General features: G+C 69.6%; 15 protein-coding genes. 5 read left to right on the forward strand and 10 right to left on the reverse strand.

Annotation, left to right across the window (positions count from 1 at the left end; all coding sequences use genetic code 11):
• Window positions 1–46: 46 nt before the first annotated feature.
• From AC1QRC_RS14675 to AC1QRC_RS14690, 4 genes are all read right to left on the reverse strand, one after another.
• The gene (locus tag AC1QRC_RS14675; protein WP_484204015.1) at window positions 47–982 is read right to left on the reverse strand and encodes an endonuclease/exonuclease/phosphatase family protein; all 936 of its coding nucleotides are present in this window, start codon (window positions 980–982) and stop codon (window positions 47–49) included.
• A 12-nt stretch (window positions 983–994) separates the two neighbouring features.
• Entirely contained in the window at window positions 995–2680 is a 1686-nt protein-coding gene (locus tag AC1QRC_RS14680) for a ribonuclease J (RefSeq protein ID WP_484204016.1), read from the reverse strand.
• A 499-nt stretch (window positions 2681–3179) separates the two neighbouring features.
• On the reverse strand, window positions 3180–3620 hold the full coding sequence (locus AC1QRC_RS14685; protein ID WP_484204017.1) for a hypothetical protein: 441 nt from the start codon (window positions 3618–3620) through the stop codon (window positions 3180–3182).
• On the reverse strand, window positions 3617–4174 hold the full coding sequence (locus AC1QRC_RS14690; RefSeq protein ID WP_484204018.1) for a hypothetical protein: 558 nt from the start codon (window positions 4172–4174) through the stop codon (window positions 3617–3619). Before AC1QRC_RS14690 ends, AC1QRC_RS14685 begins: the two co-directional genes overlap by 4 nt.
• A gap of 1097 nt (window positions 4175–5271) precedes the next feature.
• On the opposite strand from AC1QRC_RS14690, the gene AC1QRC_RS14695 reads away from it, so the two are divergent.
• Entirely contained in the window at window positions 5272–6141 is an 870-nt protein-coding gene (locus AC1QRC_RS14695; RefSeq protein WP_484204019.1) for a universal stress protein, read from the forward strand.
• A 4-nt stretch (window positions 6142–6145) separates the two neighbouring features.
• Here AC1QRC_RS14695 and AC1QRC_RS14700 read toward each other — a convergent pair whose 3' ends face one another.
• Window positions 6146–7228, reverse strand: a complete 1083-nt coding sequence (locus AC1QRC_RS14700) for a hypothetical protein (RefSeq protein ID WP_484204020.1) — start codon at window positions 7226–7228, stop codon at window positions 6146–6148.
• 114 nt (window positions 7229–7342) lie between these two features.
• Between AC1QRC_RS14700 and AC1QRC_RS14705 the strand changes: the two genes are divergently transcribed.
• Genes AC1QRC_RS14705 through AC1QRC_RS14720 form a run of 4 tightly spaced genes read left to right on the forward strand, consistent with a single transcriptional unit; the run spans window position 7343 to window position 10562 of the window.
• Entirely contained in the window at window positions 7343–8155 is an 813-nt protein-coding gene (locus AC1QRC_RS14705) for a thymidylate synthase (protein WP_484204021.1), read from the forward strand.
• Between the two features lie 10 nt (window positions 8156–8165).
• Window positions 8166–9131: a dihydrofolate reductase gene (locus AC1QRC_RS14710; RefSeq protein ID WP_484204022.1), complete on the forward strand. Its 966-nt coding sequence runs from the start codon at window positions 8166–8168 to the stop codon at window positions 9129–9131.
• A 31-nt stretch (window positions 9132–9162) separates the two neighbouring features.
• Window positions 9163–9756: an RNA polymerase sigma factor gene (locus AC1QRC_RS14715; protein WP_484204023.1), complete on the forward strand. Its 594-nt coding sequence runs from the start codon at window positions 9163–9165 to the stop codon at window positions 9754–9756.
• Window positions 9753–10562 carry a hypothetical protein gene (locus tag AC1QRC_RS14720; RefSeq protein ID WP_484204024.1) on the forward strand — a complete coding sequence of 270 codons (810 nt, stop codon included), beginning with the start codon at window positions 9753–9755 and terminating at the stop codon, window positions 10560–10562. The genes AC1QRC_RS14715 and AC1QRC_RS14720 overlap by 4 nt, the downstream gene beginning before the upstream one ends.
• 48 nt (window positions 10563–10610) lie before the next feature.
• Here AC1QRC_RS14720 and paaE read toward each other — a convergent pair whose 3' ends face one another.
• From paaE to paaA, 5 genes are read right to left on the reverse strand one after another with little or no spacing between them, the layout of a single operon-like run.
• Window positions 10611–11729, reverse strand: a complete 1119-nt coding sequence (paaE, locus tag AC1QRC_RS14725) for a 1,2-phenylacetyl-CoA epoxidase subunit PaaE (RefSeq protein WP_484204025.1) — start codon at window positions 11727–11729, stop codon at window positions 10611–10613.
• 19 nt (window positions 11730–11748) lie between these two features.
• The gene (gene paaD, locus AC1QRC_RS14730) at window positions 11749–12285 is read right to left on the reverse strand and encodes a 1,2-phenylacetyl-CoA epoxidase subunit PaaD (RefSeq protein WP_484204026.1); all 537 of its coding nucleotides are present in this window, start codon (window positions 12283–12285) and stop codon (window positions 11749–11751) included.
• A gap of 5 nt (window positions 12286–12290) precedes the next feature.
• A complete protein-coding gene (gene paaC / locus AC1QRC_RS14735; RefSeq protein ID WP_484204027.1) occupies window positions 12291–13088 on the reverse strand; it encodes a 1,2-phenylacetyl-CoA epoxidase subunit PaaC in 798 nt (265 codons plus the stop codon).
• Window positions 13085–13390, reverse strand: a complete 306-nt coding sequence (paaB, locus tag AC1QRC_RS14740) for a 1,2-phenylacetyl-CoA epoxidase subunit PaaB (protein WP_484204028.1) — start codon at window positions 13388–13390, stop codon at window positions 13085–13087. The genes paaC and paaB overlap by 4 nt, the downstream gene beginning before the upstream one ends.
• Window positions 13387–14415 (reverse strand): 1,2-phenylacetyl-CoA epoxidase subunit PaaA, encoded by a 1029-nt coding sequence (paaA, locus tag AC1QRC_RS14745; RefSeq protein WP_484204029.1) that lies wholly within the window; start codon window positions 14413–14415, stop codon window positions 13387–13389. The genes paaB and paaA overlap by 4 nt, the downstream gene beginning before the upstream one ends.
• Window positions 14416–14465 lie beyond the last annotated feature (50 nt).

The following is a 14465-nucleotide window of genomic DNA, read 5'->3' on the forward strand; positions in this document are numbered from 1 at the left end:
GTGTCACACGCGGCACGGCCCGGATCCGTGCCTTCCTGCTCGTGGGCTATCCGGGCCGCAGCCTGGCCCAAACCAGGTCGTGGTCGCTGCCCGACAGGTCCGCCGAGCCCGCGCCCACCACGGTGAGGCCACGGGACAGGACGTGGTCCAGGTGGACGAAGTCCGGGACCCACGCCCCCACAGGCGCCCAGGTGCGCACCCACCCCGCGCCGACCTGCTCGTGGGCGTCGACCATGCCGTCCGCCAACTCCCGGAGGGCGGGGTGGCTGGCGGAGGCGTTGAGGTCGCCGGCAATGACCAGGGGTATGTCGTGCGGCTGGCTCTCGCGCCACTGCGTCAACCGCGCCAGGTCCGCCCGCCACCGGCCCGACTCGGTCGGCACCGGTGGGAACGGGTGCGCCCCGAGGAGGGTCCACTCCCCCACCCCGGGCGTGGTGACCCGCACCGCGACCTGGTCGAACAGCGTCCCGTCCGGGGCGTCGAGAGGCTCGTGGGGGTCGGCCGTGAGGACCATGGTGCCGCCGGCGTCCGTCCGGGCCCGACCCGAGGAGTGCGGCAACCGCTGCCCGAGCGGACCCTCGGCCACGGACGTGGCGGTCTCCGCGTCCACCTCGATCAGCACGAGCGCATCCGCCTCGTGCTCCCGGACCGCCGCCTCGACCTCGGTCAGGTCGGCGTGACCGTGCAGCAGGTTGGCCGAGACCACCACGAGGTCCCCGTCGGCATACGGCAGGGGCGACCCCCTCACCCACGGGACCGCCAGCACGGCATACGGGACCAGCAGGAGTGCCACCGCCGCGCCGAGTCGCCAGGCGCGGCCGGCTGCGGCGAGGACCGCGAGCAGGAGCAGTGACCACCCCGCCAGCGGAACGAGTGCCTGGAGCGTGGGGACCGGTCCCGTCAGGTCCGCCCAGCGCAGCACCAGCACGATGAGCGCGGCGACACACCAGGCCCAGCCGAGCCCCCGCAGCAGCCGCCCCACCCCCGGGCCCGGTCAGGCGTCGATGACGATCGGGATGATCATCGGTCGGCGGCGCAACTTGCCCCCGACGAAGGAGCCGACCGTGCGGCGGATCACCTGCTGCAACTGGTGGGTGTCGGAGACGCCGTTCTGCCGGGCCTGCTCGAGCGCCTCGTCCAGGCGGGGACGCAACCGCTCGAAGACGGCCGCGTCCTCGGCGAACCCGCGGGTCTGGATCTCCGGGCCCGCCGCGACCTTGCCGGTGCTGGCGTCGCGGACCACGATGATCGTCACGAAGCCCTCGTCGCGCAGGATCCGCCGGTCCTTGAGCAGCGTCTCGGTGGTGCCCCCGACCGACGACCCGTCGACGTAGATGTAACCGCAGTCGATGGCCCCGGCGATCCGGGCCTTGCCGTCCTTGAGGTCCACGACCACCCCGTCCTCGGCCAGGATCACCCGCTCCCGGGGCACCCCCGTCGCGACCGCGAGGTCGCCGTTGGCGACCAGGTGTCGCCACTCGCCGTGCACCGGCATGACGTTGCGCGGGCGCACGATGTTGTAGCAGTAGAGCAGCTCGCCGGCGCTCGCGTGGCCCGAGACGTGGACCAGGGCGTTGCCCTTGTGGACGACCTTGGCGCCGAGCCGGGTCAGCCCGTTGATCACCCGGTACACGGCGTTCTCGTTGCCCGGGATCAGCGAGCTGGCCATGAGCACGGTGTCGTCGACGCCGACCTCGATCTTGTGGTCCCGGTTGGCCATCCGGGACAGCGCGGCCATCGGCTCACCCTGCGAGCCGGTGCAGATCAGCACCTGCTGGTCCTCCGGGAGCTGGGCCAGCCGGCCCAGGTCGACCAGCACGCCGTCCGGCACGTCGAGGTAGCCCAGGTCGGAGGCGATCCCCATGTTGCGCAGCATGGACCTGCCCACCATGGCAACCTTGCGCCCGTTGGCCGCCGCGGCGTCCAGCACCTGCTGGACGCGGTGCACGTGGGAGGAGAAGCAGGCCACGATGATCCGGCGCCTGGCCTGGTGGAACACCTGCTCGATGGCCGGGGAGATGTTCTTCTCCGGGGTGGTGAAGCCGGGGACCTCGGCGTTGGTGGAGTCGGTGAGGAAGAGGTCAACCCCCTCCTCCCCCAGGCGCGCAAAGGCCCGCAGGTCGGTGATCCGGCCGTCCAGCGGCAACTGGTCCATCTTGAAGTCGCCGGTGTGCAGCAGCGTGCCGCCGGGCGTGCGGATGAACACGGCCAAGGCGTCCGGGATGGAGTGGTTGACCGCGACGAACTCACAGTCGAAGGCGCCGAAGGACTCCCGGTCCCCCTCCTTGACCCCGAGAGTGAACGGGGTGATCTTGTGCTCCTTGAGCTTGGCCTCGATGAGGGCCAGCGTCAGCTGGGAGCCCACCAGGGGGATGTCCGGCTTCATCCTCAGCAGGTAGGGCACGGCCCCGATGTGGTCCTCGTGCCCGTGGGTGAGCACGATCGCCATGATGTCGTCCAGCCGGTCCTGGAGGTACTCGAAGTCGGGCAGGATCAGGTCCACCCCGGGGTGGTGCTCCTCGGGGAAGAGCACCCCGCAGTCCACGACCAGGATCTTGCGGCCGTACTCGATGACGGTCATGTTGCGCCCGACCTCGCCCAGGCCTCCGAGGGCGACGACACGGACGGCGCCCTTGGCCAGCGGTTTGGGGAGGGTCAGTTCGGGGTGCGGGTGACTCATGGCCACAGGGTATCCAGGTCGGGACCTTCGACCCTGTCCACGCCGCCGGGACGCCACCAGGATGGATGGTGTAGAGAGCGCCGAGCAAGTCGGTCTTGCGAGCCACCTCGCTCTGGCTCGCTGTTCATCAGCCTCCGGGCAGGGACTCGTCACCGGTTGACACGACCGTCCCCCGCTCCTTCAAGTGAAGGTCGTACAGGCCAGCGGGCTCGGCCAGACGAAGGGCGGACACGCTACCAGCAGCCGACACCACGTTCGCGTCATCTCAGATGGGTCGGATCGTGGGAGAAGGTTTCACTTACGAGGTGCCCCTCTTGCGCTACGCCACGCCCACCCAGTCCAACCACCCCGGTGGATCAGGGTCCAGTACGAGGAGCGACCCAAATGGAAAGACGCGGGCGGAGCGAAGGACCTCCGACGACTAATAGCCAGACCATGCCGACGATTCCCCTTCAGCAACTCTCAGCGACGCTCTCGCAACCGGTCCGGCGGTTCCAAACTAATCGCCCTCGATGCTCATCTGCAACCACCCATCACCGTTCAGGTTATCCACTCGACGCAAACCATCGAGTCCCAGGGTTCCCAATGCGTCGATGCGGACATTCAACTGAGGGACCCAGGTCGCGACAGCAACCTGTTCGTGTGGCCACAGCAGGCGAAAGATCACTTCCATGTCGAGAGACCGAGTTTGTTCTTCTCGGGCACTCTGCGCGGATACGGGGAGGATTCCATAGGGTCCGGCATCACAAATGAGCATGTCAAAGGCGCTGGTCAGCACGGGTCCCTTGAGTCGGTAGGTTGGGCGAGGGTTGCTGACATCGTGCACCGTTTCGTCCGCACCTACCGAGACACCTTTGAGCGCACCTCCCAAGGAGAGATCACGACCAAACACGTCGAAGATCTGGTCTCCCGAGACGTAAACCCAGGCGTCGTGGATCACCGAGCGTCCTTCACCCAATAGGGACACGCGCCCGAATACCCTTCGCAGTAGGCAGTGACTAGACCGAAAGTGCGTGCGTCCCAAGTCTTGAAGTCGACAACCGCTCGCGCGGTCAGGGTGTCCATGACATAGCAACCACTTGTGAGGCACAGGATGTGCTTCATCGTCGTTCGGTAGCGAATGGCTTGGCCTCCGTCGGGCGCCCTGCTGAAGTACTTCATCGTGATTGTTTTGATGGCGCCTGTGGAAAGATCGTGCTTGTAATGCGCCTTGCGCCATCCAAATCCGGAGTTTGGCGGCGTGTAGTAGCCTGCTCTTTCATTAACGAGGGCACCTACGGGATCCGTCCAACTTGCAATGATGTCATACCTGTCATCGGGCAATGCCGACGACCCCCATGCCGTCGTCGGATCACCATCCTCTCCCACTCGGCCGTATCCTGCCTCTTCGATCCTCTCGATAGGCACTACATCTCCAACCTCGTATCCTTCTAGAGCATCTCCGGCGACGGTGATCTCTATCGGCGCTTCTTGCAGCACCTTGAGCCCGGGCAAGGATTCTTCATCTTCAGCATTCGCCGGGGCAGGTATTGCGAGTACGGCGAGTGGAAGTAGAAGCGCCAGGGGGGCGATGAATGAGAAGAGGGGTGCTTGAGAACGTAACATCGTTTCCCCCTCCGCGAGGTGGGACGGAGCTAGACGGTGACGGTTTCGTACGGACATGACTACCTCCCCTAGATGACTCTGGGTGCCATAGAGAAGACGACCACACCCGCGCAGCACCTTCTCGATCCCTTGGCACGTTGCACCTTGCCAGGCTAGGCGTCTGCCCAACCCGCAACTGCTGCAAATGTTACCCAAATGTTATCTCGGCCCTGCTCCACCCGACGGTGATTTCTGATTGGTGGTTCTGGTGGGTTGTTCCGAGGAGGGCATGGTGGGACCGTCGGCCGGTACCGGCTCCTCCACTTTGAGGTCCTCGGGTCGCACCTGGGGTGGCTGGGCGGTCAGGTAGTGGCAGTGATGGACTTCGGCCATCGACATCCTCCCTGCTCAACAGGGCAATCTCGCGCTACGCCACGCCCACCCAGCCCAACCACAGCGGTGGACGAGGGCTGGGGTTTCGTTCTCAAGGTAGAGGCAGCCAACAGCGTCGACGGCAAGCTCGCCGGCGAAGCAGGGAACCAGGGCGTGGACCCTTCTTCAGCGGAGAACGTGGCACGCGTGCGCGTTTACCGGGTCGTCGGCCCCCGACTCCTCTGCTGGCCACGCTGGCCCATGCTGTACAAGGGCGTTGAAGCCCACCACGCCGAGCCCGGCGAGTGCGAACCGGCGACAATCGGGCGGCGCGTCGCCGCATCCGCAAGCGTGAGCTGCGCTGACGCACCCAGTCGAGGTCACCTGGGGCAACGCCGGCACGCGATCCGCAGACCAACACCAATTCGGCAGCAGCACCGGTACTGACGGCGGTAAACGGCCTCGAAGTCGCTCTCCGCACGACTGCCCATACACATCACACGCTCAGCACCACCTCGTAGTTCCATCGGTCTAATCAGGTCGGGACCTTCGACCCTGTCCACGCCGCCGGGACGCCACCAGGATGGATGGTGTAGGGAGCGCCGAGCCGCTCCCGGACGCGAGGAGGAGACATCATGAGCGCGCGGAGAGTCGTGGTCGGATACGACGGGACCCCGGAGTCGGTGGCCGCCCTGGACTGGGCGGCCACGGAGGCACGGAGGCGGGACGTGGGCCTGCACATCGGCTACGCCGACCCCTACGTCGCCCAGACGATCCACGCCTACCCCCGGGACTACGGCGAGGAGAGCCTCGCCTACGGACACGAGGCGGTGGCCCACGCGGCCAGCCGGGTGCGCGACCGGTTGCCGGAGGGGCGAATCACCACCGATGCGGTGATCAGCAGCCCCGCGGCGTACCTCATCGAGCTGTCCAAGGACGCCGACCTGGTCGTGACCGGCAGCCGCGGCCGGGGCACCCTGGCCGCCGGACTTCTGGGGTCGGTGGCGTATGCCGTGGCCGCCCACGCCGAGTGCCCGGTCGTCATCGTGCGGGGCGAGGCGTTGGCGCCCCGACCGGAGCGGCCGATCATGGTCGGCGTGGACCAATCGGCCTCCTCCGACCGGGCGGTCGACGAGGCGGCCTCGCTGGCAGCAGACCTCGGTGTCCCGCTGCGCCTGGTGACCGTGGCCACCCGACCCTCGGCCGAGGTGTGGACCACCTACGGTGTGCTGGCCCGGGACCTGTTCCAGGAGCAGCACCGGATGGCCGACCGGATGCTGGCCGAGGTGCGCGACCGCGTCGCGCAGGCCCACCCGGGGCTGACCCTGGAGACCAAGGTGCTTGAGGGCGACCCCGGCGTGGCGCTGGCCGACGAGGGCCGCTTCGCCTCCCTGGTCGTCCTGGGCACCCGCGGCCGCGGCGGCTTCGCCGGCATGCTGCTCGGCTCGATCAGCCACCGGGTCGTGCACGCCGCGACCTCCCCGGTGATGGTGGTGCGGGCCTGAGGGGCTACGCGGCGATCTCGGCGGCGATGATCGCCTGGTACTCCCGGGCGGCGACCATCTCGGCATCCACCGTCAGGGTGAGGGTGCGGCCGTCGTCGGCATCTTCGTAGGTGACGATCACCTGGCTACCCTCCTCCTGCGTGTCAGTGCGGGACCAGCCCGGTCCGCCAGCGTCGCGCAACTCGTCGACGACCTCGTCGGTGGCGTAGTAACCCATCGTCTCGGCATCGCCCTCGCCGAAAGCGAGCACGAACGAGTCGGCATAGTCCTCGACGCTCATCTCCGGCAGCCCACCGTCCAGCAGCGCCTCGAGCACCGCGTCCTCGGACGCGGACTCTGCGAGCTCGCGGTCGACCGTGACCACCAGGTCGACCCCGTCCTCCCCCGGGAAGGTGACCCGCGCGGTGGTCTCGTCGTCCCCGTCGGACACTTCCGGGCCCCCGAAGGCGAAGCCACTCCAGTTCTCCGCCGAGGCCACCGCCTCGTCCGTCCCGAGACGCTCCAGGAACTCCTGGTCACCCGTCCCGGCGGCACTGACGAAGGCCGAGGCGTAGTCCTCGACGCTGCTCGGGATCGGGTAGTCCCCCTCGCTGACCGTGGCCGAGGTGACCCCGTGGGGTTCGCCGGCCTGGATGGTCGGCTTGTGCACCCAGATCGTGAGCTCCATGTTCTGCTCGTCGGTGTAGTCGACGATGACCGCGCCGTGCTCCTCCTGTCGCACCTCGACCTGGGACCAGCCCTGACCGGGCCACATGGTCATCGCCTGCAGCACGTCCGGGCCGGCCATCTGCTCGAGCAGTGTCTGGTCCTGGTCCACCCAGGCCTGGACGAACACGTCGCCGTACTCGGCGGGGTCCGTCGGCAGGTCCGCCGCCCCCTCCTCGTCCGTGGTGTCAGGTGCGTCCGTCTCGTCCGGCTGCTCGGTCCCACCCGGCGCCTCGCTGGTCTCCCGGGCGTCGTCGGCCGGTGGCTGCTGCGTGGCTGCCGGGGACTCCTGCACGGTGGGCTCCTCGTCGTCCCCACACCCAGAGAGTGTGGTGGCGAGCGCGGCGGCTGCCAGGATCGCGGTGGCTCGGAACGGCTTCATCGGGTTCCCTCCTCGGTCGGCCCGCGGACGGGCACAGTGGTCAAGACGCGACACGGCGCCCCGCACGTTGCAACCCGTGCTCAACCCGGTCGGGCTCCCGCATAGAGTGGGCGGATGCAGCAGTACCTCGACCTGCTCGACCGGGTCCGTTCCGACGGCGTGCGCAAGGACGACCGCACCGGCACCGGGACGCTGTCGGTGTTCGGCCACCAGATGCGCTTCGACCTCACCGCCGGGTTCCCCGCCCTGACCACCAAGAAGCTGCACCTGCGCTCGATCGTCGGGGAACTGCTCTGGTTCCTCCGCGGCGACACCAACGTGCGCTGGCTCCAGGAGCGCGGCATCAGCATCTGGGATGAGTGGGCCGACGAGCACGGTGACCTCGGCCCCGTCTATGGCCACCAGTGGCGCTCCTGGCCCACCCCGGACGGTCAGACGATCGACCAGATCGCCAGGGTGATCGAGGGGCTGCGCACCAACCCGGACTCGCGGCGTCACCTCGTCTCGGCGTGGAACGTCGCCGAGGTCGACCAGATGGCCCTGCCGCCCTGCCACACGATGTTCCAGTTCTACGTGGCCCCCGCCAGCGACGACGGACCTGCCCGGTTGTCCTGCCAGCTTTACCAGCGCAGCGCCGACATCTTCCTGGGCGTGCCGTTCAACATCGCCTCCTACGCCCTCCTGACCCACATGGTCGCCCAGGTCACCGGCCTGGCCGTGGGCGACTTCGTGCACACGATGGGCGACGCCCACCTCTACCTCAACCACCTGGACCAGGCGGCCGAGCAGCTGACCAGGCAGCCCGGGCCGCTGTCGACGCTGTGGCTGAACCCCGAGATCACCGCCATCGACGCCTTCGAGCTGGAGGATGTCGAGGTGCGCGACTACGTGGCGGCCCCCAGCATCAAGGCCCCGATCGCCGTATGAGAGGGCGCACGTGAGCCGGGACCGTTTCCGGGTGGTCCCGGCCGCCTATCTGGCGCTCACCCGCTCCGGCGACCAGGGCACAGAGGTGCTCCTACAGCTGCGGCGCGGCACGGCATACATGGACGGCTGGTGGGGGTGTGGCGCCGCCGGACACGTCGAGCGCGGTGAGTCCCTGCCGAGCGCGGCGGTGCGGGAGGCCGCCGAGGAGCTGGACATCACGGTCGCCCCACGGGCGCTGCGCCTGTGTGCGACTCTGCACCGCACCTGCGCGCTCGAGGACCCGATGGAGGAGCGGCTCGATGTCTTCCTCGAGGTGACCGACTGGGCTGGCGAGCCGCGCGTGGCCGAGCCGGAGAAGTCGGCCGGGCTGCGCTGGTGGCCGCTGGCCGCGCTCCCCAACAACGTGGTCCCCCACGAACGTCAGGCCTTGGAACACCTTCGTGACGGTGCCGCACCGGCTGTCCTCACCCGCGGCTTCGGGCAGACCCTGACCCTGGTCGCCGCTGTCGGCCGCAACCGGGTCATCGGCGACGGAGCGCGGATGCCGTGGCACCTGCCCGAGGACCTCGCCTTCTTCAAGAGGACGACGCTGGGGGGCACCCTGGTGATGGGCCGGGGCACCTGGGACTCGATCGGCCGGGCCCTGCCGGGCCGGCGCACGATCGTCCTCACCCGGGACCGGGAGTGGTCCGCCTGGGGGGCCGAGGTGGCCGCGTCGCTGCCGGAGGCGCTGCTCATGGCCGGGGACGGTGAGGTATTCATCGCCGGCGGCGGCCAGGTCTACGAGCAGACCATCGGGTATGCCGACCGCCTGGTGATCACCGAGGTCGCCCAGGAGCCGGAGGGCTCGGTCGCCTTCCCGGACCTCGACCACGCCGCCTGGCGCGAGGTGTCCCGGGAGCCACAGGAGGGGTTCAGCTGGGTGGAGTACTGGCGGGTCCCCTCCGGCGACCCGGGTGCACCCGGGCAGCGGTAACGCTGCCAGGCCGAACGGGAGTAGGGGGGGTATGAGCCGCAACGATCGGGACCAGCGCCGCGACTCCCGCGAGGAGTGGCTCGAGGCCCTCTTCCGCCGACACCACGCCTCAATCCGGGCCTATGCGCTGCGTCGCGCACCCGAGGACGCCGACGACATCGTCTCGGAAGTCTTCGCCATCGCCTGGCGCAAACAGGACGAGGCGCCCGAACACCCCTTGCCCTGGTTGTACGCCATCGCCGCCCGCGAGACCCTCCATGCCCTGCGGAGCGCCCGCCGCCGTGAGTACCACCACCGTCGGGCGGCGGCGCAGGCCGAGGTCATGACGCCGGACGACACCGACGCGGTCGACGCACGGGTGAGCGCCGAGGACCCGGTGCGCAGGGCCATGGCCCAGTTGTCCGAGCGGGACACCGAGATCCTGCGGCTGTGGGCCTGGGAACGGCTCGAGCCGGCAGAGATCGCCACCGCGCTCGGGATCAGTCACACCGCAGCCCGCGTGAGGTTGCACCGCGCGCGGGCCCGGATGGAGCGCCTCCTGTCGCTGCGGGAGCCGCGCCAACAGTCGGTCGTGCGCCGCGAACCCCGCGCAGCCGTTGCCACCACCCACGGAGGATCCCGATGACCAGCACACTCCGAGACCGCATCACGGCTGCCGACCCCGCTCCGGATCCGGCGCCCTATCCGGCGCCCGTGGTCGACCAGATGATCGGCTCCATCGTCGCCGAGCGACCGGGCCCAGCGAGAGGTCGTCGACACGGCTGGCGCTACCGGGGCGTGATCGCCGGGATCGGCATCGCCCTCGGTGCCGGCACCGCCGCGAGCATCGCCGGGCTGCTGCCGGCCGATCAGATCGCCACCCCACCGCTGTCCGCACCGATCATCCTGAACGGGACGGGACCGGGCAACGTCGTGCTCCCGGAGGCTCCCGAGGGCGCGCTCTACGTCCACTTCGAGCTGGCCTGCTACGACACGACGTCCTGTGGCACCCCGATCGGTTGGATGGAGGCCGACACCCCCGCCCCCGTCCTGGTCGACCGGGGCTCCTTCCCCCTGACCTCGTGGTCCGACCCGATCGACGCCCAGCAGGACAAGCCGGTCCTGGTGCCCGGCGAGGGTCTGCCGCTGACCGTGATGGACGCCGACACGCACTGGCGCCTCTACGCGATCTACACCGACCGGCTCGAGCTGGACCCGGCACCCCTGTCCGACGGCCGCACCCTCGGGGTGCCCAGCCACTCCTCGATCCCCGACCTGATCCCGGGCGAGACCATCGACGGCGAGCCCGGGTGGATCGACTACGAGCAGCTCACCTGGGAGGCGGTGGCCGGGACGGGAGAGGCCGGGCCCCGACCCCATCCCATCCCGGTCTACGACGGGGACGGCCAGACCGTCATCGGCACCGCCGACGTCAGCGCGACCTACCCCTAGGGTCGGGCCGGCGTGGGCCCGGCCCGGCGGTGGCCTTCGCGCCGCGCCTCAGGCGTCGTAGTCGAGGGTGACCGCGTCGGTGACCGGGTGGGACTGGCAGGCGAGGACGATGCCGGCATCCACCTCTTCCGGCTCGAGCGCGTAGTTGCGGTCCATCGTGACCTCCCCCTCGACGACCCGGGCGCGGCAGGTGCCGCAGACGCCGCCGGTGCAGCTGAACGGCGCGTCGGGACGCTCGCGCAGCGTGGCGTTGAGGATCGTCTCGGCCTTGGTCGGCATCGGCACCCTGGTGGTGCGCCCGTCGAGGGTGATCGTGACGACGGCCTCGGGGTCGGCTTCCAGGTCCACCTCGACCGCCTGCGGCGGGGATGCGGCACCGGCGTCGTCGACGTGGAAGATCTCGTGGTGGACGTGGTGGTCGTCCACGGACAGCTCGTCCAGCAGCTCCCGAGCGGACTCCACCATCCCGAAGGGCCCGCAGAGGTACCACTCGTCGACCTGGTCCACCGGGACGAAGGTGGCCACGAACTGCTCGAGCTTCTCGCGGTCGATCCGCCCGGTGAACAGCTCGACGTCCTGCACCTCCCGGGACAGCACGTTGATCAGGGTGAACCGGCCCGGGAACCGGTTCTTCAGATCCATCAGCTCCTCGAGGAACATGATCGAGTCGGTCCGCCGGTTGCCGAAGATCAGGGTGGCCCGGGACGCCGGCTCCTCCTCCAGCGCGGTGCGCAGCAGCGAGATCACCGGGGTGATCCCGGAGCCGGCGGCGATCGCCACGTGGTGCCGGGCCGCGTCCGGCTGCGTCGGGCAGGTAAAGCCGCCCAGGGGGCTCATCACCGAGATGGTGTCGCCGGCCGCCACCTCGTCGTTGAGCCAGTTCGACATGACGCCGCCGGCGACCCGGGCGCTGGCCACCCGCAACTCCCCCGCGCCGGCCTGGGCGCGGGACAGACTGATCGAGTAGGAGCGCCGCACGTCCTCCCCGCCGATCGTCGCCCGCAGCGTCAGGTGCTGGCCCGGCGCGAACGCGAACTCCTCGGCCAGGTCCTCGGGCACCGCGAAGGTCACCGCGACCGCCTGGTCGGTGAGCCGCTCGACACGGCGGACGGTCAGGTCGTGGAAGGTCGCCCGGCGCCGGGCCGGGCGGGACAGGGTCACGCTCACGGGAGGCCTTTCTGGACGCTCAGAGGGACTTGAACTCTTCGAACGGCTCGCGGCAGGCCCGGCAGCGCCGCAGCGCCTTGCAGGCCGTGGAGCCGAAGCGGGAGAGCTCCTCGGTGTCGGAGGAGCCGCACGTTGGACAGTCGACGCGGCGCACCGACAGCCCGACCGTGACGGGACCGACAGCGCGCTCGCCCGTCGGCGGGGCGATGCCGAAGCGGCGCAGCGACTCGCGGCCGGACTCACTCATCCAGTCCGTGGTCCAGGCCGGGGACAGCACCGTCTCGATCTCCGAGCGCATCCCGTGGGACCGGACGACACGCTCGATGGCCTGGCCGATCGCCGCCATCGCCGGACACCCGCTGTAAGTCGGGGTGATGGTCACCCGCACCAGGGCCGCAGCCTCGCCCGTCGGGTCCTCCACCACCGCGACGCCGCGCACGATGCCCAGGTCGTCGATGGTGATGACCGGAATCTCCGGGTCCATGACCGCGCGGACGGCCCGCTCGACCTCAGCCGCGCGGCCCGACGCCGGGTAGGACGCGAGTGTGGTGACCATGACGCTCACCAGCTCGCCCCGGGGTGGCTGCGGTGGATGTGCTGCATCTCGGCGAGCAGGTAGCCCATCGGCCGGGAGTGGATGCCCTCGCGGCCTCCCCGGGAGCGCCAGCGCGACTCCTCGGGCAGGGTCAGGGTGGCCTCCTCGACCACGCTGCGCACGTGGGCGAGCGCCGCGTCGTGCAGCGACGAGGGCAGCACCCCCACGCCGGCCCCCGCGGCCCAGACACTCGCCTCGTCGTCATCGAACAGCTCGGCCAGGTGGGGCAGCACGGCCTCCAGAGCCGCCTGCATCCGGGCGTGACTCTCCTGCGTGCCATCACCCAGGCGCAACACCCAGACTCCGGCGTGGTCGCGGTGGTAGGCGACCTCCTTGATGGCCTTCTCGGCGACGCCGCGCAGCGTCTCATCCGACGTGGGCAGCGCCAGCAGCGCCGAGTAGAGCTCGAACTGGTAGCTGGCGAACCACAGCATCCGGGCCATCTCCTGGCCGAAGTCACCGCGCTCCTGCTCGACCAGGTGGACGTTGCGGAACTCCCGCTCGTCCCGCAGGTAGGCGAGGTCGTCCTCGTCGCGCCCGGCACCCTCCAGCTCTCCGGCATGGGTGAGCAGCGCCCTGGCCTGCCCGAGCAGGTCCAACCCGACGTTGCCCAGGGCCATGTCCTCCTCGATCTGGGGGGCGCGGGTGAGCCACTCCCCCAGCCGCTGGGCGTAGACGAGGGCGTCGTCGGCCAGCCCGAGTAGGTAGGCGACGTGCGCGGACAGCGGGGTGCCGGTGGACGTCGTGACGGTGGTCGCGGTCACAGGTACTCCACGTCCTCGGGCACGTCGTAGAAGGTCGGGTGCCGGTAGACCTTGTCGGCGGCGGGGTCGAAGAAGCTGTCCCGCTCGTCGGGGCTCGAGGCGGTGATGTCGTCGGAGGCGATCACCCAGATCGAGACACCTTCCTGGCGCCGGGTGTAGAGGTCGCGGGCGTTGCGCAGTGCCATCTGCGCGTCGGGCGCGTGCAGCGACCCGGCGTGCACGTGCGACAGGCCACGCTTGGCCCGCACGAACACCTCATACAGCGGCCAGTTCCCCGAGCCGGTCGGCGTCTGCTCGCTCACGCGACCGCCCCCGCGACGGCGCCGGCACGCTCGGCCTGCTTGTCGGCATACGCCACGGCCGCCTCCCGCACCCAGGCCCCCTCGTCGTGGGCGCCCTTGCGGTGGGCGATGCGCTCGGCATTGCACGGCCCGTCGCCGCCGAGGACCCGCCAGAACTCGTCCCAGTCGATCGGGCCGAAGTCCCAGTGGCCCGTCTCCTCGTTGTACTTCAGGTCCGGGTCGGGCAGCGTCAGGCCGAGCTTCTGGGCCTGCGGCACGGTCATGTCGACAAACTTCTGACGCAGGTCATCGTTGGTGAACCGCTTGATCCCCCAGGCCATGTTCTGGGCGGTGTGCCCGCCCTTGGCCTGCTCACCGGAGTCCGGCGGGCCGAACATCATCAGCGCCGGCCACCACCACCGGTTGGCCGCGTCCTGGGCCATCGCCCGCTGCTCCTCGGTGCCGCGCGCGAGCACCCACAGGATCTCAAAGCCCTGCCGCTGGTGGAAGCTCTCCTCCTTGCAGACCCGGATCATGGCGCGGGCGTACGGGCCGTAGGAGCAGCGGCACAGCGGCACCTGGTTCATGATCGCGGCACCGTCGACCAGCCAGCCGATCGCCCCGGCGTCGGCCCAGGTCAGCGTCGGGTAGTTGAAGATCGAGGAGTACTTCTGCTTGCCCGCGTGCAGCAGGTCGAGCATCTCCTCACGGTCCATCCCGAGGGTCTCTGCGGCGGAGTAGAGGTACAGCCCGTGCCCCGCCTCGTCCTGCACCTTGGCCATCAGGATCGCCTTGCGGCGCAGGCTCGGCGCGCGGGAGATCCAGTTGCCCTCCGGCTGCATCCCGATGATCTCGGAGTGCGCGTGCTGGGCGATCTGGCGGATCAGCGTCTTGCGGTAGCCCTCGGGCATCGCGTCCCGTGGCTCGATCCGCTTGTCCGCGCCGATCAGCCCGTCGAAGTATTCCTGCACCGCGGACGCGTAGTCCTCGGTCTCCGCCGCGTTGAGGGGACCGTCGTGGGGGTCGCCGAAGTCGTTGCCGTACATGTCCCCCAGTATGCCCCATCCAGGGCCAGTTTGTTACATCTAGGCCGTCG

Source organism: Ornithinicoccus sp. (assembly GCF_057176825.1).

Coding starts and splice junctions, on each gene's coding strand:
- paaD (WP_484204026.1), bottom strand. CDS start 12,285: ATGGTCACCACACTCGCGTCCTACCCGGCGTCGGGCCGCGCGGCTGAG.
- AC1QRC_RS14705 (WP_484204021.1), top strand. CDS start 7,343: ATGCAGCAGTACCTCGACCTGCTCGACCGGGTCCGTTCCGACGGCGTG.
- AC1QRC_RS14695 (WP_484204019.1), top strand. CDS start 5,272: ATGAGCGCGCGGAGAGTCGTGGTCGGATACGACGGGACCCCGGAGTCG.
- AC1QRC_RS14700 (WP_484204020.1), bottom strand. CDS start 7,228: ATGAAGCCGTTCCGAGCCACCGCGATCCTGGCAGCCGCCGCGCTCGCC.
- paaA (WP_484204029.1), bottom strand. CDS start 14,415: ATGTACGGCAACGACTTCGGCGACCCCCACGACGGTCCCCTCAACGCG.
- AC1QRC_RS14715 (WP_484204023.1), top strand. CDS start 9,163: ATGAGCCGCAACGATCGGGACCAGCGCCGCGACTCCCGCGAGGAGTGG.
- AC1QRC_RS14680 (WP_484204016.1), bottom strand. CDS start 2,680: ATGAGTCACCCGCACCCCGAACTGACCCTCCCCAAACCGCTGGCCAAG.
- AC1QRC_RS14720 (WP_484204024.1), top strand. CDS start 9,753: ATGACCAGCACACTCCGAGACCGCATCACGGCTGCCGACCCCGCTCCG.